This window comes from Streptomyces sp. NPDC048623, from assembly GCF_040650755.1.
In the GTDB taxonomy this organism is placed as follows: domain Bacteria; phylum Actinomycetota; class Actinomycetes; order Streptomycetales; family Streptomycetaceae; genus Streptomyces.
Map to the genome: position 1 here is coordinate 18,568 of NZ_JBEZHV010000023.1, position 24,536 is coordinate 43,103.

General features: G+C 70.9%; 25 protein-coding genes and 1 pseudogene. 12 read left to right on the forward strand and 14 right to left on the reverse strand.

The features are described 5' to 3' along the window. Positions 1-32: 32 nt before the first annotated feature. The 4 genes from AB0C73_RS28125 (at position 33) to AB0C73_RS28140 (ending at position 3,408) form a co-directional block, all read left to right on the forward strand. Entirely contained in the window at positions 33-548 is a 516-nt protein-coding gene (locus tag AB0C73_RS28125) for a phosphatase PAP2 family protein (protein ID WP_362535773.1), read from the forward strand. A gap of 453 nt (positions 549-1,001) precedes the next feature. Further along, the gene (locus tag AB0C73_RS28130; RefSeq protein ID WP_362535598.1) at positions 1,002-1,979 is read left to right on the forward strand and encodes a decaprenyl-phosphate phosphoribosyltransferase; all 978 of its coding nucleotides are present in this window, start codon (positions 1,002-1,004) and stop codon (positions 1,977-1,979) included. Beyond that, positions 1,976-2,416 (forward strand): GtrA family protein, encoded by a 441-nt coding sequence (locus AB0C73_RS28135; RefSeq protein WP_362535600.1) that lies wholly within the window; start codon positions 1,976-1,978, stop codon positions 2,414-2,416. Before AB0C73_RS28130 ends, AB0C73_RS28135 begins: the two co-directional genes overlap by 4 nt. After that, positions 2,404-3,408 (forward strand): YihY/virulence factor BrkB family protein, encoded by a 1,005-nt coding sequence (locus AB0C73_RS28140; RefSeq protein WP_362535603.1) that lies wholly within the window; start codon positions 2,404-2,406, stop codon positions 3,406-3,408. The genes AB0C73_RS28135 and AB0C73_RS28140 overlap by 13 nt, the downstream gene beginning before the upstream one ends. On the opposite strand, the pseudogene AB0C73_RS28145 reads toward AB0C73_RS28140, so the two are convergent. After that, positions 3,377-4,603: pseudogene (locus AB0C73_RS28145) on the reverse strand (D-alanyl-D-alanine carboxypeptidase); the annotation flags it as partial. The gene AB0C73_RS28140 and the pseudogene AB0C73_RS28145 overlap by 32 nt on opposite strands. Before the next feature lie 252 nt (positions 4,604-4,855). Between AB0C73_RS28145 and AB0C73_RS28150 the strand changes: the two are divergent. After that, positions 4,856-6,598 (forward strand): recombinase family protein, encoded by a 1,743-nt coding sequence (locus AB0C73_RS28150; protein ID WP_362535606.1) that lies wholly within the window; start codon positions 4,856-4,858, stop codon positions 6,596-6,598. Positions 6,599-6,684: 86 nt separating this feature from the next. Here the strand turns inward: AB0C73_RS28150 and AB0C73_RS28155 are convergent, their stop codons facing one another. Together AB0C73_RS28155 and AB0C73_RS28160 are read right to left on the reverse strand one after the other, a co-directional pair. Then, positions 6,685-7,155 carry an NUDIX domain-containing protein gene (locus AB0C73_RS28155; protein WP_362535609.1) on the reverse strand — a complete coding sequence of 157 codons (471 nt, stop codon included), beginning with the start codon at positions 7,153-7,155 and terminating at the stop codon, positions 6,685-6,687. A gap of 4 nt (positions 7,156-7,159) precedes the next feature. Further along, entirely contained in the window at positions 7,160-7,900 is a 741-nt protein-coding gene (locus AB0C73_RS28160) for an XRE family transcriptional regulator (RefSeq protein WP_362535612.1), read from the reverse strand. A 359-nt stretch (positions 7,901-8,259) separates the two neighbouring features. Between AB0C73_RS28160 and AB0C73_RS28165 the strand changes: the two genes are divergently transcribed. After that, positions 8,260-8,391 (forward strand): hypothetical protein, encoded by a 132-nt coding sequence (locus tag AB0C73_RS28165; protein WP_362535615.1) that lies wholly within the window; start codon positions 8,260-8,262, stop codon positions 8,389-8,391. A gap of 5 nt (positions 8,392-8,396) precedes the next feature. Beyond that, complete coding sequence (locus AB0C73_RS28170; protein ID WP_362535618.1) at positions 8,397-9,578, forward strand: methyltransferase domain-containing protein; 1,182 nt, start codon at positions 8,397-8,399, stop codon at positions 9,576-9,578. 53 nt (positions 9,579-9,631) lie between these two features. Here AB0C73_RS28170 and AB0C73_RS28175 read toward each other — a convergent pair whose 3' ends face one another. Next, on the reverse strand, positions 9,632-9,868 hold the full coding sequence (locus tag AB0C73_RS28175; protein WP_362535621.1) for a hypothetical protein: 237 nt from the start codon (positions 9,866-9,868) through the stop codon (positions 9,632-9,634). Between the two features lie 98 nt (positions 9,869-9,966). On the opposite strand from AB0C73_RS28175, the gene AB0C73_RS28180 reads away from it, so the two are divergent. Together AB0C73_RS28180 and AB0C73_RS28185 are read left to right on the forward strand one after the other, a co-directional pair. Next, entirely contained in the window at positions 9,967-11,238 is a 1,272-nt protein-coding gene (locus tag AB0C73_RS28180; protein WP_362535624.1) for a metallophosphoesterase, read from the forward strand. A 220-nt stretch (positions 11,239-11,458) separates the two neighbouring features. Beyond that, complete coding sequence (locus tag AB0C73_RS28185) at positions 11,459-13,018, forward strand: ABC transporter substrate-binding protein (RefSeq protein WP_362535627.1); 1,560 nt, start codon at positions 11,459-11,461, stop codon at positions 13,016-13,018. 97 nt (positions 13,019-13,115) lie between these two features. Here AB0C73_RS28185 and AB0C73_RS28190 read toward each other — a convergent pair whose 3' ends face one another. From AB0C73_RS28190 to AB0C73_RS28200, 3 genes are read right to left on the reverse strand one after another with little or no spacing between them, the layout of a single operon-like run. Next, the gene (locus tag AB0C73_RS28190; protein WP_362535774.1) at positions 13,116-13,871 is read right to left on the reverse strand and encodes a TetR family transcriptional regulator; all 756 of its coding nucleotides are present in this window, start codon (positions 13,869-13,871) and stop codon (positions 13,116-13,118) included. A gap of 22 nt (positions 13,872-13,893) precedes the next feature. Next, complete coding sequence (locus AB0C73_RS28195) at positions 13,894-14,352, reverse strand: DCC1-like thiol-disulfide oxidoreductase family protein (protein ID WP_362535630.1); 459 nt, start codon at positions 14,350-14,352, stop codon at positions 13,894-13,896. Between the two features lie 10 nt (positions 14,353-14,362). After that, on the reverse strand, positions 14,363-14,767 hold the full coding sequence (locus AB0C73_RS28200) for a hypothetical protein (RefSeq protein WP_362535632.1): 405 nt from the start codon (positions 14,765-14,767) through the stop codon (positions 14,363-14,365). 111 nt (positions 14,768-14,878) lie between these two features. On the opposite strand from AB0C73_RS28200, the gene AB0C73_RS28205 reads away from it, so the two are divergent. Continuing rightward, positions 14,879-15,652: an alpha/beta hydrolase gene (locus tag AB0C73_RS28205; protein ID WP_362535634.1), complete on the forward strand. Its 774-nt coding sequence runs from the start codon at positions 14,879-14,881 to the stop codon at positions 15,650-15,652. On the opposite strand, the gene AB0C73_RS28210 is transcribed toward AB0C73_RS28205, so the two are convergent. Beyond that, positions 15,649-16,905: an MFS transporter gene (locus tag AB0C73_RS28210; RefSeq protein WP_362535636.1), complete on the reverse strand. Its 1,257-nt coding sequence runs from the start codon at positions 16,903-16,905 to the stop codon at positions 15,649-15,651. The genes AB0C73_RS28205 and AB0C73_RS28210 overlap by 4 nt on opposite strands. A 109-nt stretch (positions 16,906-17,014) precedes the next feature. Between AB0C73_RS28210 and AB0C73_RS28215 the strand changes: the two genes are divergently transcribed. Further along, entirely contained in the window at positions 17,015-17,605 is a 591-nt protein-coding gene (locus AB0C73_RS28215) for a MarR family transcriptional regulator (RefSeq protein WP_362535638.1), read from the forward strand. Positions 17,606-17,664: 59 nt separating this feature from the next. On the opposite strand, the gene AB0C73_RS28220 is transcribed toward AB0C73_RS28215, so the two are convergent. The 6 genes from AB0C73_RS28220 to AB0C73_RS28245 form a co-directional block, all read right to left on the reverse strand. Further along, positions 17,665-18,183: a hypothetical protein gene (locus AB0C73_RS28220; RefSeq protein ID WP_362535640.1), complete on the reverse strand. Its 519-nt coding sequence runs from the start codon at positions 18,181-18,183 to the stop codon at positions 17,665-17,667. A gap of 214 nt (positions 18,184-18,397) precedes the next feature. Continuing rightward, positions 18,398-19,156, reverse strand: coding sequence for a succinate dehydrogenase iron-sulfur subunit (locus tag AB0C73_RS28225; RefSeq protein WP_362535642.1), 759 nt, complete (start codon positions 19,154-19,156; stop codon positions 18,398-18,400). Beyond that, positions 19,156-20,910, reverse strand: coding sequence for a succinate dehydrogenase flavoprotein subunit (sdhA, locus tag AB0C73_RS28230; RefSeq protein WP_362535644.1), 1,755 nt, complete (start codon positions 20,908-20,910; stop codon positions 19,156-19,158). The genes AB0C73_RS28225 and sdhA overlap by 1 nt, the downstream gene beginning before the upstream one ends. A 25-nt stretch (positions 20,911-20,935) precedes the next feature. Continuing rightward, positions 20,936-21,412, reverse strand: coding sequence for a succinate dehydrogenase hydrophobic membrane anchor subunit (locus AB0C73_RS28235; RefSeq protein ID WP_362535646.1), 477 nt, complete (start codon positions 21,410-21,412; stop codon positions 20,936-20,938). Positions 21,413-21,420: 8 nt separating this feature from the next. Next, positions 21,421-21,801 carry a succinate dehydrogenase, cytochrome b556 subunit gene (gene sdhC / locus AB0C73_RS28240; protein ID WP_362535647.1) on the reverse strand — a complete coding sequence of 127 codons (381 nt, stop codon included), beginning with the start codon at positions 21,799-21,801 and terminating at the stop codon, positions 21,421-21,423. Positions 21,802-21,996: 195 nt separating this feature from the next. Further along, complete coding sequence (locus AB0C73_RS28245) at positions 21,997-22,473, reverse strand: 2-oxo-4-hydroxy-4-carboxy-5-ureidoimidazoline decarboxylase (protein WP_362535649.1); 477 nt, start codon at positions 22,471-22,473, stop codon at positions 21,997-21,999. A gap of 305 nt (positions 22,474-22,778) precedes the next feature. Here AB0C73_RS28245 and AB0C73_RS28250 point away from each other — a divergent pair, with 305 nt between their 5' ends. Continuing rightward, positions 22,779-24,413 carry a glycoside hydrolase family 20 protein gene (locus tag AB0C73_RS28250; protein WP_362535650.1) on the forward strand — a complete coding sequence of 545 codons (1,635 nt, stop codon included), beginning with the start codon at positions 22,779-22,781 and terminating at the stop codon, positions 24,411-24,413. Positions 24,414-24,536 lie beyond the last annotated feature (123 nt).

The window sequence follows — 24,536 nt, forward strand, 5'->3', positions numbered from 1 at the left end:
CCCCGGCGAGGGCTCGGGTCGGCGGCTTCGTCATCGACCTCGACCGGCGGCTGCTCCACGCCCTCCGCAGGGTCGGGGAGCGGCCCGGGGTCGGGGGCGCGGCGCGCGGGCTGTCGTTCGTGGGGGAGCACGGGGCGGTCTGGCTGGCCGCCGGGGTGGTCGCCGCCGCGGTCGACGGGCCCCGGCGGGCCGGGTGGCTGCGGGGCGTCGCGCTGGTCGGCGGTGCGCATCTGGTCAGCATGGGGGTGAAGCGGGTCGTACGGCGGGCCCGGCCCGAGGCGGCCGGGGAGTTCACGCCGCTGGTGCGGACGGCCGGGCGGCACTCGTTCCCGAGCTCGCACGCCAGCTCGGCGGCGGCCGCCGCCGTCGCGTTCGCGGCGCTGCACCCGCCGGTGCGGCCCGTCGTCGGCGCCGCCGCCGCGGCGATGTGCGTGTCCCGGCTCGTCGTCGGCGTCCACTACCCGAGCGACGTCGCCGCCGGCGCCCTGCTGGGAGCGGCCACGGCCGCGGCCGGCCGCCGCTGGACGGCGGGAGCCCGCCGTGCCTGACCGAACCCCGAAGCGTGCCCAGGCGTTGCGGTGGCCCTCCGCTCCGGTCGGCCGATCGTCAACCCGGCGCCGTCGTACGAGCCCTGCCCCCGTTCCGCAGCGCCTGCCGGCCCCAGGAGGCCTCTGTGGCTGACCCGACGTCGGAGCGGCCCCGAGCGCTGCGGTGGCCCTCCGCTCCGGTCGGCCGACCGTCAACCCGGCGCCGTCGTACGAGCCTTGCCCCGGGCCGCGGCGCTGCCGACAGCCTTGCCTGTCTCCTGCCCCCGGGAGGGCCTCGGTCCGACCCGGCCACCGAAGCGGCCCCGCCGTACACGCCCTGCTTTCGTGCTGCGGCGGCCTCCGGCCCCGCCCGCCGCCTTCCTCCAGAGGGCCCCCGGCCTGGCCAGGCCGCCCACCCCGTACCGCCGCACCCGCACCCACGCCCGCCCCGCCCCCTCCCCCCAGGAGGCCCCCGTGCCTGACCCCGTCACCCTCCTCCATCCGCCCACGCCGCCCGCCTCCGCGCTCCCCGCCCCGCCTCCCCTCCCCCCTCCCCACCCCCGCACCGCGCTCTCGCTCCTGCGCGGGGTCGTGCGGACCGCGCGGCCGCGGCAGTGGGTGAAGAACGGGCTCGTCGTCGCCGCGCCCGTGGCGGCCGGGCGGCTCGGGTCGTGGGAGAGCGCGGGGCGGCTGGGGGTCGTGTTCGGGTTGTTCACGGCCGCGGCGGCGGCCGTGTATCTGGTCAACGACGCGCGGGACGCGGAGGCCGACCGGGCTCACCCGGTCAAGCGGTACCGGCCGGTGGCCGCGGGCGTCGTGCCCGTACCGCTCGCGTACGGGACGGGCGCGGCGCTCGGGCTCGGCGCGGCGGCGGGGGCGGCGGTCTGGTGCAACGGGATGACGGCGCTCGTGCTCGCCGCGTACCTCACCATGCAACTCGCCTACTGCGTACGCCTCAAGCACGTCCTCGTCGTCGATCTCGCCGTCGTCGCCGCCGGCTTCCTCCTCCGCGCCATGACCGGCGGGATCGCCCTCGGCATCCCGCTCTCGCGCTGGTTCCTCATCACCACCGGCTTCGGCGCGCTGTTCATGGTCGCGGCCAAGCGCTATTCGGAGGCCGTACAGCTCGCCGACGCGCAGGGCGCGACCCGCGCGCTGCTCACGCAGTACACGCCCGGATACCTGCGCTTCGTCTGGCAGGCGGCGGCCGGCGTCGCCGTGCTCGGCTACTGCCTGTGGGCCCTGGAGAGCGGCGGCGTCGCGCACGGGGCCCTGCTGCCGTGGCGGCAGCTGTCCGTCGTCGCCTTCGTCCTCGCGGTGCTGCGGTACGCCGTCTTCGCCGACCGCGGCACCGCCGGCGCGCCCGAGGACGTGGTCCTGCGCGACCGGCCGCTCGCCGTCATCGGCCTGGTGTGGGCGGCGATGTACGGGATGGCGGTCGCCGACCTGTGAGCGACCAGGGGGCCGTGCGCCGCGAGCTGCTCGGCTTCGCGGCCGCCGGACTCGCCGCATACGCCGCCGACCTCGCCGTCTTCCTCGTCCTGCGCGGGCCGCTCGGCCAGGACCCGATCACCGCCAAGGCCGTGTCCTTCCTGGCCGGTTGCACGGTCGCCTACCTCGGCAACGCCCTCGGCACCTACCGCCGCCGCACAGTCGCCCTCCGCGAGTACGGCGTCTTCTTCGCCGTGAACCTCGCCGGCGCCGCCGTCCAGCTGCTCTGCCTCGCCGTCTCCCACCACGGCCTCGGGCTCACCTCCGCCCGCGCCGACACGGTGTCAGGACTCGGCGTGGGCATGGTTCTCGCGACCTGTCTGCGATTCTGGGGGACCCGGACCCTGGTGTTCCGGACTGCTGCCACCGAGGAGGCGCGCCCGCCATGGACTGGCTGACCAAGCTGCCCGTCGTCGGCCCCTGGGCGGTCCGGCTGATGCGGACCCACGCCTACCGCTCGTACGAACGGCTCGACGAGGTCCACTGGAGCCGGCTGGCCGCCGCCATCACCTTCCTCAGCTTCCTCGCCCTCTTCCCGCTGATCACCGTCGCCGCCGCGGTCGGCGCCGCGCTGCTCTCCACCGAGCAGCTCGACAAGATCGAGGCGAAGATCGCCGACCAGGTGCCCGGCATCTCCGACCAGCTCGACATCGCCGGGCTCGTCGAGAACGCCGGCACCATCGGGCTCGTCGCCGGCGCCGTGCTGCTCTTCATGGGCATCGGCTGGGTCGGCTCGATGCGGGACTGTCTGCGCGCGGTCTGGGGCCTCGACCACATCGACGAGGGCAACCCGGTCCTGCGCAAGGGCAAGGACGCGGGCGTGCTGCTCGGCCTCGGCGTGGTCATGCTCTGCTCGCTCGCCGCGTCCTGGCTCGGCTCGACCGCCGTCGGCTGGAGCGCCGAGCAGCTCGGCATCGAACACCGGGGCGCGGGCGGGATGCTGATCGAGGCCGCGGCGATCCTGGTCGCGATCGTCGCGGACTTCCTGATCCTGTCGTACGTGCTGACGCTGCTGCCCGGCGTCGAGCCGCGCCGCCGCGACCTGGTGATCGCCGCCCTGCTCGGCGCGGTCGGCTTCGAACTGCTCAAGCTGCTGCTCGGCGGCTATATGAAGGGCGTCGCGGCGAAGTCGATGTACGGGGCGTTCGGCGTGCCGGTGGCCCTGCTGCTCTGGATCAACTTCACCGCGAAGCTGCTGCTGTTCTGCGCCGCGTGGACCGCGGTCGGCGTCAGGGATTCACCGGGGTCTCGTCCGCGGGAGGAGCCGCCGGAGTCGCCGGAGCCTCCGAAGCGGCCGGAGTCTCCGGCGTCGCCTGATCCGTCGGATCCGTCGGATCCGTCGAAGCGGCCCGGCGGCGGGCCGAACCCGCCAGCGGCCAGCGCCGGTTGACCAGGAACACACCGCCCGCCAGCAGCACCAGGACCCCGCCCGCCACGGCGAGCGCGATGCCCATCCCACCGGACTTCCCGGCCACGGAGGCCGCCGCGTGCCCGGCGCCGGCCGTCCCGTTCGCGGCGTCCTCGCCCTGCGCGTCCTTGCCCGGGGCCTCCTTGCCCGGAGCCGGCTCGGTACGGGCCGACCTCGGCGGCACCAGCTCACCCACCGGCGTCACCCTGTCCGCCGCCGCGAAGCCCCAGTCGAGCAGCCGCGCGGCCTCCTTGTAGACCGCGTGCTGCTCCTTCGACGACGGGTTCATGACGGTGACGAGCAGCACCCGGCCGTTCCGCTCGGCGACACCGGTGAAGGTCGCCCCGGCGTGCGTGGTGTTGCCGTTCTTGACGCCGGCGATGCCCTGGTACGGGGCGACCCCGATGTCACCGGTCAGCAGCCGGTTGGTGTTCTGGATCTCGAAGGTCTCGCGCTTCTTGCCCGGCTTCGCCTCGCCCGGGAACTGGGCCCGGGAGGTGGCCGCGTACTCCCGGAAGTCCTCGTTCTGCATGCCGTCGCGGGCGATGAGGGTGAGGTCGTACGCGGAGGAGAGCTGGCCCGGCTCGTCGTAGCCGTCCGGCGTCTTGACCTGGGTGTCGAGGGCCTGGAGCTCCTCGGCGCGCGCCTGCATGTCGTGGACGGTCTGGTCCACGCCGTTGTTCATCGCCGCGAGCACGTGCACGGCGTCGTTGCCGGAGCGCAGGAACACGCCCAGCCACAGGTCGTGGACGCTGTAGGTCTGCTTCTCCTTGATGCCGACGAGGCTCGATCCGGAGCCGAGGCCCTGGAGGTCGGTCGGGAGAACCGTGTGGTTCGTGGTCTTGGGGAACTTCGGCAGCAGGGTGTCCGCGAACAGCATCTTGAGGGTGGAGGCGGGGGCCAGCGGCCAGTGCGCGTTGTGCGCGGCGTACACCTTCCCGGACTCCGCGTCCGCCACGATCCACGAACGCGCGCTCAGCTCCTTCGGCAGCACCGGCGCCCCCACCCCGAGCTGCACCTGGGTGCCCGGCAGCGAGAGCTGCGCGCCGCCGACGGCGGACATGCGGGCCGGCGGCTGGGGCTGCGGCACCTTGTCGTCCGCGTGCGCGGGAGCGGCGGCGAGCAGGGGCAGCAGAGCGGCGGTGGCGGTGGCCACCAAAGCGGCCTTCGCGGTCATCTTCGAAGCGGACACGATCGAGAACGTACATCCCCGGAACCCCGTCCCGAACCCCGCGGGGCGGTTCGTCCCCGCTCGTCCACCCGTCCGCAGGGAGCGTGGGGCGGATGGCGGCACGGGTATCCCGGTGTCCATTTGAGGCAGTTCATGGCATTCACTCGAATCCGACCCATGGTGCTGGTTCATCTGGATAGGTTTTCCTCAGTAGCTAACCGGTAGTGGACATTCACACAAAAGAGCAGGTGAGAGGCCTTGTCACCGTTCGTCTCAGCCGTTCCGGCAGAGCAGCTGGACACAGTGCGAGTCGCCGTCTACGCGCGACAGTCCAAGGAGCGCCCGGATGCGTCCGAGGCCTCCCCGGACGGGCAGATGGCGGCGGGTGCGTCGCTGGCGGCGAGTAGAGGATGGAAGGTCGTTCACGCGTTCAAAGACGTCGGTCGGTCCGGTTGGGATCCCAACGCGGTCCGCCCGGCGTTCGAAGACCTCATGTCCGCCGTGCGTGCGGGCGAGGTCGACGTGGTGGTGGTCAGCGAGCTGTCCCGGCTGACGCGCAAGGGCGCGCACGATGCGCTGGAGATCGACAAGGAGTTCAAGAAGTACGGCGTTCGCTTCGTCTCCGTACTCGAACCGTTCCTCGACACCTCGAACCCGATCGGCGTCGCGATCTTCGCACTGATCGCGGCGCTCGCGAAACAGGACAGCGACATCAAGGCGGAGCGTCTGCGCGGGGCCAAAGACCAGATCAAGGCGGTCGGCGGCCGGCACTCCAGCTCCGCCCCGTACGGCATGAGGGCTGTCCGGGAGAAGATCGGCAACCTTGTCGTGTCCGTGCTTGAGCCGGACCAAGACAACCCGGAGCACGTCGAGATTGTCGAGCGCATGGTGGAGATGTCGTTGGCCGGAATCTCGGACAACAAGATCGCGACGACGCTGGAGTCGGAAGGCGTGCCTGCCCCGGGAGAGGCGGAACGCCGTGCCACCGAGAAGCGGATGCAGTCCATCAAGCAACGGCGCGTATCGAACGAGGACAGCCCCATTCGGTGGCGTGCTCAGACCGTGCGCTGGATCCTCTCCCATCCGGCCGTCGGAGGCTTCGCCAGCGAGCGCGTGAAGCGAGGCAAGGCGTACGTGAACGTCATCGCCCGGGACGAGGGCGGGACGCCCCTGACACCGCACCGGGGCGTGATCGCCGGGGCCAGGTGGCTGGAACTTCAGGAGATGCGCAGCAAGCGCAACAAGTCCAACAGACAGCCCGGCGGAGAGGTCACACCCAGGCTCCTGAGCGGGTGGCGCTTCACGACCTGTGGAATCTGCACAGGCTCTATGGGACAGACCAAGAACAACGGCGGACAGGACTACTACATGTGCGCCAATCCCAAGGGCCACGGCGGTCTGGCTGTCAAGCGCAAGGACGCCGACGACTACGTGGCCCGGTGCGTCTGGGCGCGGCTTGCCGGTGTGGACGTCGACGACGACAGGGACAGGAGATGGCTGGCGGAGGCGGCGCTCCGATTCGCACTCCGGTGCGATCTGTCCGGTGTCCAGGAGGCGAGGCGCGAGACGGCAGCGCACCTTGAGCACGTCCGAAACTCGATCGCCGAACTCCAGGCCGACCGCAAGGCGGGGCTCTACCGGGGGAGGGACGAGCTGGCCATGTGGCGCGCGACGATGACGCAGTACCGAACCTTCGAGGACCGGTGCACGGCCAGGCTGGGAGAGCTGGACGAGCAGACCGCCGCCGCGATTCAGGTTCCGTCCGCATGGCGCGAACCGGGGGAGGACCCGTTGGGTCCTGGTTCCCCGTGGGCGGCATGGGATGTGTTCAAGCGCCGCGAGTTCCTTGACCTCTTCCTCTCCGGCATCTCCGTCGGCCCCGGCCGGGACCCGGAGACCCGGAAGTACATCGCGATCGAGGACCGGGTGACTCTCCACTGGCGGCGCCTTGCGTCGGATGAGTACCAGAACGACGACGAAGAGACACCGGCTGTCCTCTGACGCCTGAGCCAAGCCCCAGTAGCCCCTTGCGGACCGCCGGGGCTATCGCGTTTCGGCCGTCGCCCACGTCGTGTGAGGAGACAACCTCAGCCGAGGTACGGCTGATCGCGATTCTCCAGGTAATGCGTCAGTCGTAGACGCTGGGTGTGATGCATGGGCAGCGTGTCCAGTTCCTCGGGGCCGACGAAGCGGAGCTCCGTCGACTCGTCGGAGATGCTGAGTCCTCCGCCGATGATCCGGGCCCGGAAACATACGTTGAACTGTCGCCTCACTTCACCGTCGCTGTACGCGATGATGTGGCGCGGGTCCGTGTAAGTACCCACAAGGCCCGTTACTTCCACGTCCAGCCCCGTCTCTTCCTTGACTTCCCGCACGGCCGTTCCGGGCAACGAATCGGCCATGTCCATTCCGCCACCAGGCAGTGCCCAAAGGTCATTGTCCCTGCGGCGCTGTAGCAGGATGCGGCCCCGGTCGTCGGTCACGACGGCCGAGGCCGCTACCACCATGCTGTTGGGCTCGGGGGCGTCCGGATCGTCGTAGTACTCGGTTCGCGCCATGAGCTCAGCCTTCCACGGGTCGGGCGGTCTCCCACACGGCCGTGAAGCTCTCCGCGTAGGTGTCGAACATCCCCGCGTTGCCGTGCCGTCGAAGGTGCCAGACTGGCGCGCCATAAGCGTTCACGCCCCACACGTGAGCGTTGACCAACATCTGATCGTCAGCGCGATAGAGGCTGTTGTAGAGAGTGGTTCCGTGCGTCCGGACCTCCACCCCCGGAAGGTCCAACAATGGTCGATAGTGCATCAGGGCGAGGCGGCAGCGTGACTCGATGCCGTGCCCGAACCTCTCTTCCTCTCCCCGCTGTTGGACGTTCTCACTGTCGGCGTCTCCCAGCGCGATTCTGACTCTGCACCCTTCGGCAGCCCGTTCCCGCAGCAGGTCGTTGAGGCGGGGATACGCCTCATGCAGGAAGACGGCGGCGTACACGAGTACGTCGATTCGCTTGCCGGCGTGACTGAACAGGTCAATGAACGAGGAAATGGGCAGGTCTGCCCGCTGGTCGTACAGGGTGATCAACTCAGGGCTGACTGCGCGTGCGGCACGCGCCTGTCTGAGCGTCGGCCAGAGTGCGTGCACGTCTTCCCCCAGGGCCTCGGCAGCCTTGAGCGCCGTCACTCGTCGCGGTGTCCGGCCCAGGTTCGCCCATCGTTCAACACTCTTGGGATCAACGTCCGCCACCTCGGCAAGAGTTGCGTACGTCCATCCGCCGGATTCCATAACGGCCCGTAACCGTTCGTTCGGCATCTTCGCTGCCCTTCCTGCGCTCCGCGTTCTCCAGGGACGTTCTACCCCATGCGGGACGTCCCAAAGTGGGAAGCGTACGTAGTTCCAACGTCCCTGCAAGCGGCGTGACGATCAGTGCAAGGCGACCTGAGGGGACGACGCAGGATGACCAGCAAGACGCAGCATCAGGGCACGGACGCGAGGCAGTGGGAGTACGCGACATACGCGCCGAGGGGCGAGACGTGCCCGGCGTGTATGAAGCCGATCGCGTCCCTTGAGCGCGTCTACCGGGGGACGCTGGAAGGGCAGTCCGGATCCCCGCTCGTCGTGTACCGGCACATGGGGAAGTGCCCCTAGTGGCTACAGAGGAGGAGTAACGCATGGGATGGGGAACGGGTAAGGGCGGAGGCGGCGGCAACGGACAGCATTCCGGAGGCAAGGACCCGGGCACGTCCAAGCCGTCTTCCGACACCGCCAAGCCGAAGGACCCGCCGAAGCACAAGAAGGACTAGCGCACGTGACGACATCGGATCTCGCGGCGTCCGAGCGGATTGCCCTCCGCGATCTGCTCGGCGCGGTGAACAATGAGCTGGACGCCCCCGTGGCACCCGAGTGGGAGCGCGCGGCATGGGTCGTTCCCCGGTCCGCGTTCGTGCCTGAGCGCATCTATCTGGGTGACGAGCTGGAGCCGTGCGACCGCGCGAACGCTCCGGAAACATGGCTGCGGGCGGTCTACGCGAACGACTCCGTAGTGACGCAGATCAACGACGGTGAAGACCCCGAGGGCGGGGAGCGGTGGGCGTCATCGTCCGCGAGCGCCCCGAGCATCGTGTTCCGCATGCTGCACATGCTCGACGTGCACGACGGGCACAGGGTCCTGGAGATCGGCACCGGAACCGGGTGGAACGCTGGTCTCCTGGCCCACGTAGCCGGCCCGGGGAACGTGACGACCGTTGAGGTCGATGCTGCGCTGGCTTCCGAAGCGGGGGAACGGCTCCGTAAGGAGGCTGCGCCCGCGCACGTGATCGCCGGCGACGGAGCCGAGGGCTATCCAGCCGACGCGCCGTATGACCGGCTCGTGGCGACGTGCTCCGTACGGTCCGTCCCGCGCCCGTGGGTCGAGCAGGTGAAGCCGGGGGGTCTCATCCTCACCCCGTGGGACAGCCCATGGGTCTGCTACGGGCTGCTTCGCATGACCGTGGACGACCGTGGAAGCGCGTCGGGCCCGTTCTCGCCGCACTCCGCGTTCATGCTCATGAGGAACCAGCGCACAGACCTGCGGATCTTCCGTGACGTCGTGCGCGACGACCACCAGCCCGACGAATCGACCACCACACTTCCGCCGTGGCGGGTGGCCGGTGACGATCTCGCCGCGCAGTTCGCCATGGGGCTGAAGCTCCGTGACGTGTGGTGGACGTGGCACGACAACCCCGACGTGGAGGGGGTGGCGTCCCGACTGTGGGTCGCCACGACCGACGCCACGTCGTGGGCAGCCGTGGACTGGGACGGGAACCCGGACGACCGGTTCACGCTGTGGCAGTACGGCCCGCGTCGGCTCTGGAACGAAGTGGAAGCCGCACACGCCTGGTGGCTGCTGCACGACCGTCCCGGACCCGAGCGGTTCGGGCTGACCGTGACCGCCACGTCGGAGTCCGCCTGGCTGGACAACCCCGATCAACCCGTTCTGCTCACGGGCTGACCCGCGAGACCGCCCCGCCTGTGCGCCGTACCCCGTGGCGCATGGGCGGGGCCCTACTTCTTGGCCGCGCGGACGCCCCGGAAGCCGATGACGCCGATGGCCGTTCCCAGGATGAACGACGTGATCGCGAGGGCGAGGTGGACCCAGAAGTACGCCGTCGGGTTTCCCGCGTCGTCGAAAGCGAGCCCGCTGCCGTCCTTGGCCAAGTTCTTCGCGAAGGTCACCCAGATCACCCAGGACCAGACGCCGAACGCGAGCAGGAACCAGGAGACGCTGCGGCTGAGCTTCATGGGGGTGTCCTTCGGAGTGGGGGTGGACGTGCCCTGCCAGTATCGAACCGGCTCCGCCGGGCGCTGCCAGTGGGGGGCAGTAGCGTGGGGGGCTCGGGATGGGCGGAGAAGGGGTGGGGCGGGGCGTGGTGGCGGTTCTTCTGCTGGTGCTTGTCGTGGTTCTGGGGCTGCTCGCGGCCGTGCACTGGTACCTGTGGCGGCGGCTCGTGCGCGATCTCACCGTGGCGGGCGGTGTCGCCCGCCGGGTCGGGACCGCCGTGGTGGTCGTGCTGCCGGTGCTGTCGGTCGGGGCGCTCGTCTCCGGGCGGGCCGGGGCGCCCTTCGTCCTGGAGCAGGTGCTCGCCTGGCCCGGGTTCCTGTGGCTCGCGGTGCTGCTGTACGTGACGCTCGCGCTCGCCGTCACGGAGCCGCTGCGGCCGCTGCTGCGGCGGCTGCTCGCCCGCCGGGCCCCGGCGGCGGTACCGGCGCCCGAGCCCGAGCCCGTACTCGTACCGGCTGCCGTCGAGGCCCCAGCCGCTACGGAGGCGCCCGAAGCCCCCGACCTCTCCCGCCGGCTCTTCGTCAACCGGGTCGTCTCCGGGACCGCCGCCGCCGTCGCCGTCGGCACGGTCGGCCACGGCACGTACGGCGTGCTGCGCGGGCCGCGCGTGAAGCGGGTCACCGTTCCGCTCGCCAAGCTGCCGCGCGCGGCGCACGGGTACCGGATCGCCGTGGTCTCCGACATCCACCTCGGGCCGATCCTGGGCCGCGCCCACACCCAGCGGATCGTCGACACGATCAACGCGACCCAGCCCGATCTCGTCGCCGTCGTCGGCGACCTGGTCGACGGCACGGTCGAGAACCTCGGCCCGGCCGCCGAGCCGCTCGCCCGGCTCAGGGCCAGGGACGGCTCCTTCTTCGTGACCGGCAACCACGAGTACTTCTCCGGCGCCGACGCCTGGGTCGACCACGTCCGCGAGCTCGGCCTGCACCCGCTGCGCAACGCCCGGGTCGAGATCGGCGCGGGCTTCGACCTCGCCGGGGTCGACGACGTCGCCGGCGAGAGCGAGGGCCACGGGCCGGACTTCGGCAGGGCGCTCGGGGACCGGGACCGGTCACGTACCGCCGTGCTCCTCGCGCACCAGCCGATCGTCATCGACGACGCCGTCCGCCACGGCGTCGACCTCCAGCTCTCCGGCCACACCCACGGCGGCCAGCTCTGGCCCGGCAGCCTCATCGCCGAGCTCGCCAATCCGACCGTCGCGGGCCTGGAGCGCTACGGCGACACCCAGCTGTACGTGTCCCGCGGCGCGGGCGCCTGGGGACCCCCGGTCCGGGTCGGCGCGCCCTCCGACATCACCGTCGTGGAGCTGGCCTCCAAAAAGGCCTGAAACCGGGTTGTTCCGCCCTTCCCGAAAGGGGCGGTGACGCTGTGCATGGTGACCGATACGTACTGCTCAGTCCGCTGAAATCCCCTATCCGGGGACATATACGTGCGGTGTGAAGGTTCACTCTTCCACCAGTGAAATTCGTGTGATGGGATGGCGCTCATCGCGGCTGGCCGAATTCCGTCGCGACAGGGGTGGGTACGCGAAAAAGGAAGCACGTCTCATGCGGTCGACGGTCCGTCTGCGCATTTTGATCATTTGTGGGGTCTTGGTAGCGGCCGGAATCGGGGGCTGGCAACTCCTGCCCTCCGACGAGGTCCGGACCGATGCGATCACCGTCGGCACGACCGACGAGGTGACCTCCCTGGACCCGGCCGGCGCGTACGACGCCGGCTCCTGGGCGATCTACAGCAACATCTATCAGTCGCTGCTGAGCTTCAAGCCGGGCTTCACCACCCCGGTCCCGGACGCGGCCGAGAACTGCCGCTTCATCGGCACGAAGCTCAGCACGTACGAGTGCACGCTCCGCGACGACCTCACCTTCTCCAACGGTCACAAGATCACCGGTGAGGACGTGCGCTACTCGTTCGAGCGGATGCTCGCGATCAAGGCGGACGTCGGCCCCGCGCCGCTCTTCCCGACCCTGAAGAGCGTCCGGGCGGCCGGGCAGAAGGTGACCTTCCAGCTCAGCGGCAGGGACGCCACCTTCCCGCTGAAGCTGGCCACCGGTGCCGGGTCGATCGTCGACCACACCACGTACCCGGCGAAGGGCCTGCGCGACGGCAACGCGGTGGACGGCTCGGGGCCGTACATCCTCAAGGAGTACGAGCCGGGCGTCAGCGCCCGCCTGGAGCCCAACCCCCGCTACAAGGGCGCCGTCGCCAAGGCCGGTCACACGGTCGTCGTGAAGTACTTCAAGGAGTCCGAGGCGCTCGCCGAAGCCTGGAAGGGCAAGCAGGTGGACGTGGCCCACCGGCAGATGCCGCCGGACTTCCTCAACACGCTCGGCGACGAGTCGAACGACGGCATGCGGGTCACCGAGGCGGCCAGCGCCGAGATCCGCAACCTCAACTTCAACACCCGCCCCGGCAAGGTGATGGCGAACAAGGCGGTCCGCAAGGCCATCGCCGCGGTCATCGACCGCCCGGCCATCGTCACCGGCCCCTACAAGGGCACCGTCGAGCCGCTCTACTCCCTCATCCCGCAGGGCTTCGTCGGCCACAGCACCGCCTTCTACGACAGCTTCCCGGAGCCCAGCGCCGCCAAGGCCAAGCAGCTGCTGCGGGCCGCGGACGTCGACACGCCGGTGAAGTTCACCCTCGGCCACCGCAAGGACGCCACGTACGCCGCCGAGGCCGCCGAGATCAAGAAGCAGCTGGAGGAGACCGGCCTGTTCAAGGTGACGGTCACGTCGGTGGACTGGCAGAACTTCCAGAAGGAGTACGCGGCGGGCAAGTTCGACGTCTACCCCATCGGCTGGTTCCCGGACTTCGCCGACTCCGACAACTTCACCGCCCCGCTCGTCGGGACCGGCAACGCGCTGAAGAACGGGTACTCCAGCCACAAGGTCGACTCGCTGATCGCCTCCACCCAGCAGTACAGCGACCGCGGCCGTGCGACCACCGACTTCAAGGCCATCCAGGACGAGGTCGCCAAGGACGTACCGCTGGTGCCGCTGTGGCAGAAGAAGGACTACGTGCTGTCGACGGAGGAAGTCGCCGGCTCGCAGTACCTGACGGACGGCACGGGCGTGTGGCGCCTGTGGGAACTCAGCTGGATCTAGCCCGCGTACGCACGCGCGCAAGGGGAGGGGCCCCGGACCTGGAAACGGTCCGGGGCCCCTCCCCTTGAGTCGCCTTGAGTCCCCTTGAACCCTGCGCTCAGGACTTGCGGGAGACGGTGCTCCGCTTCGGCTTGCCCGAGGCCGCCATGCCCGCCGCCGTCGGCATGAAGTCGGACAGGACGTCGTGCACGTCCGTGACCAGCGGGCGCAGGATCCGGAAGCGGGAGAGCGAGATCGCCCGGGCGGTGACCGGGGAGAGCCGCTCCACCAGGCGGCGGCTGTTGGCGGCGCCCTCGGAGCGGTCGTACACCCAGAACAGCACCAGGCCCATCTGCTGGAGCCACAGCAGCCGCGGCAGCGGCTCGGCGAGCTCCGGGTCGACCTTCACCTTGGCCCCGGCGATGACCCGGCGGTGCACCTCGATCGCCGCCTCGCGCGGCCCCTCCGACTCGGGGGAGAAGGGGCTGAGCGGACTGTCCGGGTCGGCCGCGTTCTTGAAGAACTGGGCCGCGAACTCGTGGTACGGCTCCGCGATGTCGAGCCAGGCCAGGAGCACCCCGCGGATCCGGACGGCCAGGTCCGTCTCGCCGCCCTCCAGGACCGGCGCGACGGCCGCCTGGTGCTCCTGGGCGATCCGGTCGTAGAAGCCCTGGACGAGGTGCTCCTTGGAAGAGAAGTAGTAGTACGCGTTGCCGACCGAGACGCCCGCCTCCTGCGCGATGGCCCGCATGGTCGTCTTGTCGTAACCGCGTTCCTTGAACAGGCGGAGCGCGGTCTCCAGGATGAGTGCGCGGGTCTGCTCGCTCTTGGGCGCCTTGGCCGGCTTGTCGGCCGCCGCGGGCTTCTCTTCCATCGCGTCCTTCACGATCCCGAGCCTAGTCGGCCACGGGCGGTGCCTCGCACCGTCCCTCGGCGCAGCCGTCCGCGCTGCCTTCGGCCCCGGCCCCGGCCCCGGTCCCGGTCCCGGACCCGGACTTCAGGGCCTCGCGCCATTTCGCGGCGGCGAGGACGGTGGCCCGGGCGAACGGCCGGCCCGTGGGCGTGGCCAGCCAGTGGGCCCGGGGCCGGTGTTCGGCCAGGGCCCAGAGGCAGGCGATCCAGGCGTCGGTGGAGCGGTAGACCTGGCCGCCGTCGCCGACGGCGGTGATCTCCCGCAGGGTGTCCGTGTGGTCGAGCTCCGGGAAGCGCCGCCGCGCCTCGGGGGAGCCGGCCGGTACGAGGTCCAGGGGCACCAACTGCGGCTGCCGGAGCAGCCACTGGCGCAGATGGACGCAGAGCGGGCAGTCGGCGTCGTAGAGGACGGTCAGACGCCGTACGGGCGCGTTCGGATCCATGACGGGATGCTCAGGCGCCGGCCGGCGGGGTCCAGGCCTGCGGCGGCACCGGCGGGACCTGGCCGCGCTCCATGACGCCCCGGCGGCGGATCTTGTTGAGCACGTAGACGTTGCCGAGGTGCATCACGCCGAGCACGAGCAGGACGACGCCGAGCTTGACCGACAGGGCCTCCAGAAGCTGCCGGGCGTCGGCCACGGCGCCGTCGCCGCGCAGGTAGAGCGCGACGAAGCCGAAGTTGACGAGGTAGAAGCCGACGACGAGCAGATGGTTCACGGCGTCCGCGAGCTTCTCGTTCCCGTGCAGGACGTCGGCGAGGAAGACCTTGCCGTTGCGGCTGAGGGTGCGGGCGACCCAGACGGTGAGCCCGATGCTGATGAGCAGGTAGGCGACGTACCCGACGACAGTGAGGTCCATGCCCTCACGCTCCTTTGAACGCGTTCAAAGCTGACAGGCATGACTGTAGACCTCTCTTTGAACGTGTTCAAGTGGGGTGGGTGTCCTCGGGCGCGCCCTAGGGTCGGGTGCATGACCCTTGCTCATGACGTGACCGGCGACGGCCCCGGCACCGTTCTGCTGCTCCACTCCGGCGTCTGTGACCGGCACATGTGGGACGGCCAGTTCCACGCCCTGGCCGAGGCCGGCCACCGCGTGGTGCGGTGCGATCTGCGCGGCTTCGGCGAGACCCCGATCGACGCCCCGCACGTCCACGCCGACGACGTCCGCGACCTGCTCGACCACCTCGGCGTCGAGCGTGCCGCGCTCGTCGGCTCCTCCGCCGGCGGCGAGGTGGCCCTGGAGTTCACCGTCCGCCACCCCGGCCGCACGACCGCGCTCGCACTGCTCTGCGCCGCCGCCCCCGGCCACGAGGCCGGCCCCGAACTGCGCGCGTTCTTCGCCCGTGAGCGCGAGCTGCTCGTGGCCGGCGACCTCGCGGGTGCAGCCACCCTCAACGTGGACTTCTGGCTCGGCCCGGACGCCGATGCCGACGCCCGCGAACGGGTCCGGCGGATGCAGACCCGCGCCTTCGAGCTCCAGCTGCCCGCCCCCGACGCGTTCGCCCCGGGCGCCGTCGAGGTCGCCGACCAGGACCTCGCCGTGATCGGCGTCCCCGCCCTCGTCGCCACCGGCGCCCACGACCTCCCCGACTTCGCCGCCATGGGCGACCGCCTCGCCGGCCTCTTCCCGGACGTACGCCGGGTGACCCTCGACTGGGCGGGCCACCTCCCCGCCCTGGAACGCCCCGAGGAGACCGCCCGGCTGCTCGGCGCCTTCCTGGCGGAGGTCGACAGGTCGTCCTAGTCGCTCGTGAAGCGCCGTACGCCCGGCAGCAGCGCCGAGCCCAGGCAGCAGCCCGCCACCGCCACCGCCGCCACCACGAGGGGGAGTTCCGGCCCACGGGCGGAGGCGGCGAGCGGGGCGAGGGCGTAGCCCAGGGGCATCGCCGCGAAGGAGAGCAGCCAGTCGTACGAGGTGACGCGCGCGAGCGCGCGCTCGGGGACGGCGCGCTGGACCGCGGTCTCCCAGACCGGGTTGAGGAACCCGAGCCCGGCCTGGGCGAGCCCGTACGCGCCGATGACCGCCACGGCCGGCGCGCCGCCCGCGAGGAGCAGCAGCGGCAGCGCGTACAGGGCGAGTCCGAGGTCGGCGACGAGCACCGGGCGGCGGGGGCGGACCCGGTCGGCGACGAGTGAGCCGAGCAGCAGCCCGACGGCCCCCGTCTGGAGGAGGGCGACCCACGCCATGTCCCCGCCGAGGCGGTCGCGGGCGAGCGCCGGGCCGAGGGTCATCAGGACCGCTGCGGCACCGTTCCAGGCGCTGTGGCCGATCAGGCTGCTCCAGTACCAGTCGCGGGTGCGGACCTCGTACCACCCCTCCCGCAGATCGGCGAGGAGCGAGCGCCGCGCCTCCGGGCCGGCCCCCTCGGTCCCCTCGGCCTGCTCGACGCGCTTGACCCGTACGGCGCAGAGCAGCGCGGCGCTGATCGCGAAGCTCGCCGCGTCCAGGACGAAGGCCCAGCCGGGGCCCACGGTGAGGATCAGGGTCCCGGCGAGCGCGGGGCCGCCGACCCGGCTCGCGCTGTGTGCCACCGCCATGGCCGCGTTCGCCCGCTGCAGGCTCTCCGCCGGCACCGTGCCCTTCACCAGTGGCGCGGAGGTGGGCATGGCGAAGGCGCCGGCCGCGCCGCCGATCACCTCGACGCCCGCGATGAGGGCCAGCGAGGGCGTACCGCCGAGGAGCTGCACGCCGACGACGAGCTGGGTGACGCAGCGGACGAGGTCCATGGCGAGCGCGATCGTGCGGGCGTCGAAGCGGTCGCCGGCGACACCGCCGAGGGGCAGCAGGAGCAGCTTGGGCACCATCGAGCAGGCCAGCACCAGGGCGAGCGCCGAGGTGGAGCCGGTGGCTTCGAGGACGGCGAGGGCGAGGGCCGCCGGGATGACGGCGTCACCGAGCAGGGAGAGGGCGCGCCCGGTGAAGAGCAGCCGGAAGGAGCGGGTGCGCAGCGGATGAGGGGCGGGCGGGCGCCGGAGTGGCGCGGTGGTGGCAGGCATGGCCCGCAGAGTATTTCGGTGCCGAATAATTCGTCAACGAAATAGTTTGCCGGCGAAGTGAGTGCTTCGGCCGACGGGCGCGCCCGGGCCACCGACGTACGATCAACTCATGGCACCGACCGAGGAACCGCGCGAGGCGAGGCGCGAGGCGCGGGGCGAGGCGCGGGGCGAGCCCGACGCGGTTGCGCCCGACGCGCCGCGCGACTGGACCGACGAGCATGTCGCGCGCTGGCTGCCGGTGCTGCCCGGGCTCGATCCGGACGTCGAGGGCGCGGTCACCCGGATGAAGAAGCTCTCCGTCCACTTCCGCCGGGTGCGCGAGCAGTGCCTCGTCGACTTCGAGCTCGAACGCCACGAGTTCGACACCCTCCACAAGCTCGCCGGCCGCGGCGGCAGCGCCGCGCCCTCCGAACTCGCCCAGGACCTCGACCTCGCCCCGGCCTCCGTCACCGGCCGCCTCGACGCCCTGGAGAAGCGCGGCTTCGTCCGCCGCAGCCCGTCCACGACCGACCGGCGCCGGGTGGTCGTCGAACTCACCGGCTCCGGCCGCGAGACCTGGCTCGGCGCGATGGACGTCCTCGGCCACGAGGAGGAGCGGCTGATCGGCGTCCTCGGCCCCGAGGAGCGCACGACTCTCAACGACCTGCTGCGCCGGATCATGCTGGCCGCCGAGGAGAACCCGGCCAACCCGCACTGGTAGGGCCGAGAACACGGCTGAGGGGGGTGTCCCACGCGGGACACCCCCCTCCAGCCGTACCGTCAGACGCTCAGCGAGCGCGCGTAGTTGAGCTGGCCCATCACCCAGTGGAAGGAGTCCGGGCCGGTCGCCGGGATCATCGTCGAGTGGTGCCGGCCGGCGCTGGTGACGGTGACCTGGATGAAGCCGGTGGTCTTCTTCTCCTTCATCAGGAGGAAGAGCAGGCCGAGGAGGCAGAACAGGAAGAAGATGATCGCGAGCACGATGGCGACGGTCGGCATCCTCTCCTCGGTGCGCGACATGTCCGTCGCGTTCCACACCGCGCCGCGCAGCGGCATGTTCCCGGCCGGGGTGATGATCTGGTCGCCGACCACCGTGATGTCGCCGAGGCTCACCAGCGGCGCCCCGCCGCCCATCGGCGGCTGCTGGGCCGGCACCGGAAGCCCGCCCGCGAGGGTCGGCTGGTAGGCGGGCGGCGGCGGGGTCTGCGGGTACCCGTACCCGGGCGTCCCGGCCTGCTGGCCCGGCCCCCACTCGTAGCTCCCGGAGTCACCGGACTTGTAAGGGTTCGGATCGCTCATCAGTAGTCCCCGTCCTTCTTGGGCATCAACTCTGCCCCAGATCCTGGCACATGTGTGTCACCCGGAGCGCCCCGCGGGCCCGGGTACGCGAAGGCCCCGCCTCCCGGGGGAGACGGGGCCCAGCCACGCACCGGCGGTCGGAGGCCGCCGCAGCGGCCCCGAAGCCCGTGAGGCGCCCCAGGCGCCGAGCGGTGCGAGGGGCGCGTCAAAGAGGCTAGAAGCGGCGCGTGATCAGCGCGCGCTTGACCTCCTGGATCGCCTTCGTGACCTCGATGCCACGCGGGCAGGCGTCCGTGCAGTTGAACGTCGTGCGGCAACGCCACACGCCGTCCTTGTCGTTCAGGATCTCCAGGCGCTGCTCGCCCGCCTCGTCACGCGAGTCGAAGATGAAGCGGTGCGCGTTGACGATCGCGGCCGGGCCGAAGTACTGGCCGTCGTTCCAGAAGACCGGGCAGGACGACGTGCACGCGGCGCACAGGATGCACTTGGTGGTGTCGTCGAAGCGCTCGCGGTCCTCGGCGGACTGCAGGCGCTCACGCGTCGGCTCGTTGCCCTTGGTGACCAGGAACGGCATGACGTCCCGGTACGCCTGGAAGAACGGGTCCATGTCGACCACGAGGTCCTTCAGCACCGTGAGGCCCTTGATGGCCTCGACGGTGATCGGCTTCTCGGGGTTGATGTCCTTGATCAGCGTCTTGCAGGCGAGCCGGTTCTTGCCGTTGATCCGCATCGCGTCCGAGCCGCAGATGCCGTGCGCGCACGAGCGACGGAAGGTCAGCGTGCCGTCCAGGTCCCACTTGATCTTGTGGAGACCGTCGAGCACACGCTCCTTCGGGTCGATCTCGATCTGGAAGTCCTCCCAGACCGCCGCGTCCGACACCTCGGGGTTGAAGCGGCGGATCCGGAAGGTGACCGTGATGTACGGGGACGCGGCGGAATCCTTCTCCACCTTGTCCAGAACGGGGGTAGCCATCAGTACTTACGCTCCATCGGCTGGTAGCGGGTCTGGACGACCGGCTTGTAGTCGAGACGGACAGACTCGGAGCCGTCCTCGCCGACCTCGCGGTACGCCATGGTGTGGCGCATGAAGTTGACGTCGTCGCGGGTCGGGTAGTCCTCGCGGTAGTGACCGCCGCGGGACTCCTTGCGCGCCAGGGCCGAGATGGCCATGACCTCGGCCAGGTCGAGCAGGTTGCCCAGCTCGATGGCCTCCAGGAGGTCGGTGTTGAAGCGCTTGCCCTTGTCCTGGATGGACACGTTCTTGTAGCGCTCGCGCAGCTCGGCGACCTTCTCGACGGCCGTCTTGATGGTCTGCTCGGTACGGAACACCATCACGTTGGCGTCCATCGTCTCCTGGAGCTCGCGGCGCAGGTCGGCGACCCGCTCGGTGCCCGTGGAGTTGCGCAGGTTCTCGATCTGCGCGACGACCTGGGCCTCCGGGTTCTCCGGCAGCTCGACGAAGTCGTGCTTGTGGGAGTACTCGGCGGCGGCGATGCCCGCGCGGCGCCCGAAGACGTTGATGTCGAGCAGCGAGTTGGTGCCCAGGCGGTTGGCGCCGTGCACCGACACGCAGGCGACCTCGCCGGCCGCGTACAGACCCGGGACGACGGTGGTGTTGTCCGCCAGGACCTCACCCTCGACGTTGGTCGGGATGCCGCCCATGGCGTAGTGCGCGGTGGGCTGGATCGGGATCGGGTCCGTGTACGGCTCGATGCCGAGGTACGTACGGGCGAACTCGGTGATGTCCGGGAGCTTGGCGTCCAGCTGCTCCGGCGGAAGGTGCGTCAGGTCCAGGTAGACGTGGTCGCCCTCGGGACCGCAGCCGCGGCCCTCGCGGATCTCCGTGTAGATGGAGCGGGAGACGACGTCACGGGACGCGAGGTCCTTCATGACCGGCGCGTACTTCTCCATGAAGCGCTCGCCGTCCTTGTTGCGGAGGATGCCGCCCTCACCGCGGGCGCCCTCCGTCAGCAGGATGCCCATGCGCCAGATGCCCGTCGGGTGGAACTGGAAGAACTCCATGTCCTCCAGGGGCAGACCGCGGCGGTAGCAGGCGGCCTGGCCGTCACCGGTCAGGGTGTGCGCGTTGGAGGTCACCTTGAAGAACTTGCCGGTGCCGCCGGACGCGTAGATCACGGACTTCGCCTGGAAGACGTGGATCTCGCCGGTGGCCAGCTCGTAGGCGACCACACCGGCCGACTTCTTGACGCCGTCGACCTCGGTGATCAGCTGGTCCAGGACGTAGAACTCGTTGAAGAACTCCACGCCCTCCTTGACGCAGTTCTGGTACAGCGTCTGGAGGATCATGTGACCGGTGCGGTCGGCGGCGTAGCACGCGCGGCGGACCGGGGCCTCGCCGTGGTTGCGGGAGTGGCCGCCGAAGCGGCGCTGGTCGATCTCGCCCTTCGGGGTGCGGTTGAAGGGGAGACCCATCTTCTCCAGGTCGAGGACGGCGTCGATGGCCTCCTTCGCCAGGATCTCGGCGGCGTCCTGGTCGACCAGGTAGTCACCGCCCTTGATCGTGTCGAAGGTGTGCCACTCCCAGTTGTCCTCCTCCACGTTGGCGAGCGCGGCGGCCATGCCGCCCTGCGCGGCGCCCGTGTGGGAGCGGGTCGGGTACAGCTTCGTCAGCACGGCGGTGCGGCTGCGCTTCGTCGCCTCGATGGCGGCGCGCATGCCGGCGCCGCCGGCGCCGACGATGACGGTGTCGTACTTGTGGATCTTCATGACGTGGATTACCTCAGCCCCGTGCCTAGCGGATGTTCGGGTCGAAGGTGAAGATCACCAGCGTGCCCAGAAGGATGGTGAACACCGTGGCGGTGTACAGCAGGCCCTTGAGCCACAGGCGCGTGTTGGCGCGCTCCGCGTAGTCGTTGACGACCGTGCGGAGGCCGTTGGCGCCGTGGAGCATGGCCAGCCACAGCATCAGCAGGTCCCAGACCTGCCAGAACGGGGACGCCCAGCGGCCGGCCACGAAGGCGAAGCCGATCTTGGAGACGCCGCCGTCCAGGAAGAGCTGGATCAGCAGGTGGCCGAGGACCAGGACGACGAGGACGACGCCCGAGAGGCGCATGAAGAGCCATGCGGCCATCTCGAAGTTGCCTCGGGTCGCCCGCGGGGTCTTGCTCGTGCGCTTGCGGGGGGCCTCGATGTACGGGGCGGGGTTGTCCACGCCGTAGGCGGCGCCCTCGACGGGGCCGATGGCGGCGGAGGTCGTGTCAGCGGACATGAGTGGCGTCAGCTCCCGAACAGTTCACGTGCGGCGTGGCCGAGGACGGGGTACAGCGAGCCCGCCATCAGCACGACCCAGATGCCCACGACGGACCAGAGCATCTGCTTCTGGTAGCGCGGGCCCTTGGACCAGAAGTCCACGGCGATGACACGGAGACCGTTCAGCGCGTGGAAGAGGATGGCGGCGACGAGGCCGTACTCCAGCAGAGCGACGATCGGCGTCTTGTACGTCGCGACGACCTCGTCGTACGCCTCGGGGGAGACGCGGACGAGAGCGGTGTCCAGCACGTGTACGAACAGGAAGAAGAAGATGAGGACGCCGGTGACTCGGTGAGCCACCCAGGACCACATTCCTTCCCGGCCGCGGTACAGCGTTCCAGCCGGCACGGAAAAACCCTCTCCGGGAGCGGGGATCAGGGCCGGCCGGCTTCTTGTGTCGGTCTGGCCCGGCCGGGTACGGTCCACCGGCCCCGGTCATCGTAGCGACGACTTGTCGGTTCGCTCGCGCGGGGTCCGAAGGTGTGATCAAAGATGCACGGACGGACCATCGTTCAGCCCCGGATCGCCGCATTCCGGACGAATTCACGCCCCGTCGGCCGAACGGGTGAGCCGGGCGGGCCGGACGAGGCGGGTGAGCCGCGTCCGGGCGAGCCGGCGCAGTTCCTCGGCGGCGACCACCCGTTCCTCCTCGCGGTCGTTGCCGAGCCGTGACCGGATGCCCGCGAGCACCTGGTCGAGGCGTTCCCCCGCCGGGACCCCGTCCAGGCTGATCACGAAGGCGTGCCCGAAGCTCGCCTCGTACGCGCCGAGGGCGGCGCCCAGCGCGGTGCGGGCGGCCGGCGGCGCGTCCGGGTGCGGGAGGGCCGCGGTCTCGCGGGCCAGCGCCTCGTCGAGGTCCGCCCGGGACAGGTCGTAACCGGCCTCGTCGGCGGCGGCGAGCAGCGCGTCGAGGGTCGGGTACGGCCGGTGCGCCGCCACCCGTTCGGCCCAGCGGCGGCTGCCGCAGCAGCCGAGCAGCCACTGCTCGGCGAGGCCCTGCGGGGCCGCGTTGAGCCGCACGAGACCGGTCGGCTGCCGGTCTGCGGCCTGCTGGGCGGGTATGGCGGGAGGGATCGGGGTCCGGCAGGGTGCGGCGTGGATGTCGCTGGTCAGCGGGGACTCCGGAAGCGAGACGTGTCGAGACGTGGCGACACGTGAAGGTGTCGGGGGAGATCAGTGGGGTGAGTGTGACGCCACGCTATCGGCGGGAAGGGGGAAGTGTCCGACGGGTGCGCGAATTTCACCTGGACGAGTGGGTTTCGTCCCGGCAGTGGACAGAGAGCCCGGGATGCCGGGGTTCGTGCGATGAGGGAGGATTCCGGGTGATGCGGTACTCCATACGGGGGCCCCGGCGGGGCCCCGCGCTGATGGCGGCCGCGGTGGCACTGGTCACCGTGGCGGCCTGCTCGAACGGACCCTCCTCCGAGCCGCCCGCCGGCACCGGCCCGTCCGCCTCGACCTCCTCGGCCTCGGTCTCGGCCCCGTCCTCGGCCATGCCCACGCCCCCGAGCCCGACGCCGCCCCCGACGTACCCGCTCTCCAGCACACCGAAGGTCATCCCCGCCGTCCGCGCCCACCAGGCGGCCCGCGGCCCCGGCTGGAAGCCCGGCCCGGACACCGGCGTCGTGGTCGCCGCGAACGACGGGACCGCGCTCGGCGACGAGGCGAAGCTGCTCGCCGGCGAGCTGCGCATCCCGTACCGCGGCACCGCCGCCGCCCGCCCCGGCGACATCACCCTCGCCCTCGGCGGCGACGGCGCCGCCGAGTCGTACACCCTCGCCGTCCGCGACGGCGGCATCCGCATCACCGGCCCCGACCAGGCGGGCGTCTTCTACGGCACCCGCACCCTCAAACAGTCCGTCAGGGCCACCGGCGCGATGCCCGAGGGCACCGTCACGGACGCCCCGGCGAAGCCGCAGCGCGGACTCATGGTCGACATCGCCCGCAAGTACTTCACGGCGGAGTGGATCGAGGGCCGGCTGCGCGAGATGGCCGACCTCAAGCTCAACCAGCTCGGCCTGCACTTCTCCGACGACCAGGGCTTCCGGATCGCCTCCGACAGTCACCCCGAGATCGTCTCCGAACGGCACCTCAGCAAGGCCGAGGTGCGCCGGATCGTGGCCCTCGCGCAGAGCCTGCACATCCAGGTCGTCCCCGAGATCGACTCGCCCGGACACCTCGGCGCGGTGATCGCCGCCCACCCCGACCTCCAGCTGGTCAGCGCGACCGGCCGCACCCCGCGCGGCGCGGTCGACATCTCCAAGCCGGCCGCCGCGCGGCTCGTGGACGAGCTGCTCCGCGAGTACACCGGCCTCTTCCCCGGCGCGTACTGGCATCTCGGCGGCGACGAGTACGTGGCCCTGATGTCGAAGAACCCCGAGGCGACCTATCCGCAGCTCGCCCGCGCCGCGACGGCGAAGTACGGCTCCTCGGGCCGGGTCCAGGATCTGGCCACTGGCTGGCTCAACGACCGCGCGGCGGTCGTCCGCCCGACGGGCAAGGCGCTGCGCGCCTGGAACGACGGCTTCTTCACCGGCGGCGTCGCCGCCCCGGCCCAGGACCTCCAGGTCGCCTACTGGACCGGCCGGGAGATCGGCGCCCGCACCCCGACCTCGTACCTGAGCGCCGGCCGCAAGATGATCAACTACAACGACGAGTACCTCTATTACGTGCTCGGCCAGCCCAACAACTTCACGTACCCCACCGGCCGGCGCATCTACGAGCAGTGGACCCCGCTCGTGCTCCGCGGCACCACCCCCGTCCCCGCCCGCTACGACCCCCAGATCCTCGGTGGCAGCTTCGCCGTCTGGTGCGACCTGGCGAACGCCCAGACCCAGGCGCAGGTCGCCGACGGGATCCGGATGCCGCTGACGGCGACGGCGCAGAAGCTGTGGGACGCGCGGAAGCCGGCGCTGAGCTGGCCGGCGTTCCAGGCGCTCGCGGCGAAGGTGCGCGGCTGACCTGGGCGTTTCGGGCCCTTTTTGCGTGGACACGGCGTCACGCGTGCCGTACGGTCCCGGACTCGGCGGCCGGGCGGCCGCCCGGTGCTCTCGGGGAGGGGGCGCCGTCTCGTCCCTGGGGGG

Coding starts and splice junctions, on each gene's coding strand:
- AB0C73_RS28140 (WP_362535603.1), top strand. CDS start 2,404: ATGGACTGGCTGACCAAGCTGCCCGTCGTCGGCCCCTGGGCGGTCCGG.
- AB0C73_RS28155 (WP_362535609.1), bottom strand. CDS start 7,155: ATGGCGCGAACCGAGTACTACGACGATCCGGACGCCCCCGAGCCCAAC.
- AB0C73_RS28160 (WP_362535612.1), bottom strand. CDS start 7,900: ATGCCGAACGAACGGTTACGGGCCGTTATGGAATCCGGCGGATGGACG.
- AB0C73_RS28165 (WP_362535615.1), top strand. CDS start 8,260: ATGGGATGGGGAACGGGTAAGGGCGGAGGCGGCGGCAACGGACAGCAT.
- AB0C73_RS28175 (WP_362535621.1), bottom strand. CDS start 9,868: ATGAAGCTCAGCCGCAGCGTCTCCTGGTTCCTGCTCGCGTTCGGCGTC.
- AB0C73_RS28180 (WP_362535624.1), top strand. CDS start 9,967: ATGGGCGGAGAAGGGGTGGGGCGGGGCGTGGTGGCGGTTCTTCTGCTG.
- AB0C73_RS28185 (WP_362535627.1), top strand. CDS start 11,459: ATGCGGTCGACGGTCCGTCTGCGCATTTTGATCATTTGTGGGGTCTTG.
- AB0C73_RS28190 (WP_362535774.1), bottom strand. CDS start 13,871: ATGGAAGAGAAGCCCGCGGCGGCCGACAAGCCGGCCAAGGCGCCCAAG.
- AB0C73_RS28195 (WP_362535630.1), bottom strand. CDS start 14,352: ATGGATCCGAACGCGCCCGTACGGCGTCTGACCGTCCTCTACGACGCC.
- AB0C73_RS28200 (WP_362535632.1), bottom strand. CDS start 14,767: ATGGACCTCACTGTCGTCGGGTACGTCGCCTACCTGCTCATCAGCATC.
- AB0C73_RS28205 (WP_362535634.1), top strand. CDS start 14,879: ATGACCCTTGCTCATGACGTGACCGGCGACGGCCCCGGCACCGTTCTG.
- AB0C73_RS28210 (WP_362535636.1), bottom strand. CDS start 16,905: ATGCCTGCCACCACCGCGCCACTCCGGCGCCCGCCCGCCCCTCATCCG.
- AB0C73_RS28215 (WP_362535638.1), top strand. CDS start 17,015: ATGGCACCGACCGAGGAACCGCGCGAGGCGAGGCGCGAGGCGCGGGGC.
- AB0C73_RS28220 (WP_362535640.1), bottom strand. CDS start 18,183: ATGAGCGATCCGAACCCTTACAAGTCCGGTGACTCCGGGAGCTACGAG.
- AB0C73_RS28225 (WP_362535642.1), bottom strand. CDS start 19,156: ATGGCTACCCCCGTTCTGGACAAGGTGGAGAAGGATTCCGCCGCGTCC.
- sdhA (WP_362535644.1), bottom strand. CDS start 20,910: ATGAAGATCCACAAGTACGACACCGTCATCGTCGGCGCCGGCGGCGCC.
- AB0C73_RS28235 (WP_362535646.1), bottom strand. CDS start 21,412: ATGTCCGCTGACACGACCTCCGCCGCCATCGGCCCCGTCGAGGGCGCC.
- AB0C73_RS28250 (WP_362535650.1), top strand. CDS start 22,779: ATGCGGTACTCCATACGGGGGCCCCGGCGGGGCCCCGCGCTGATGGCG.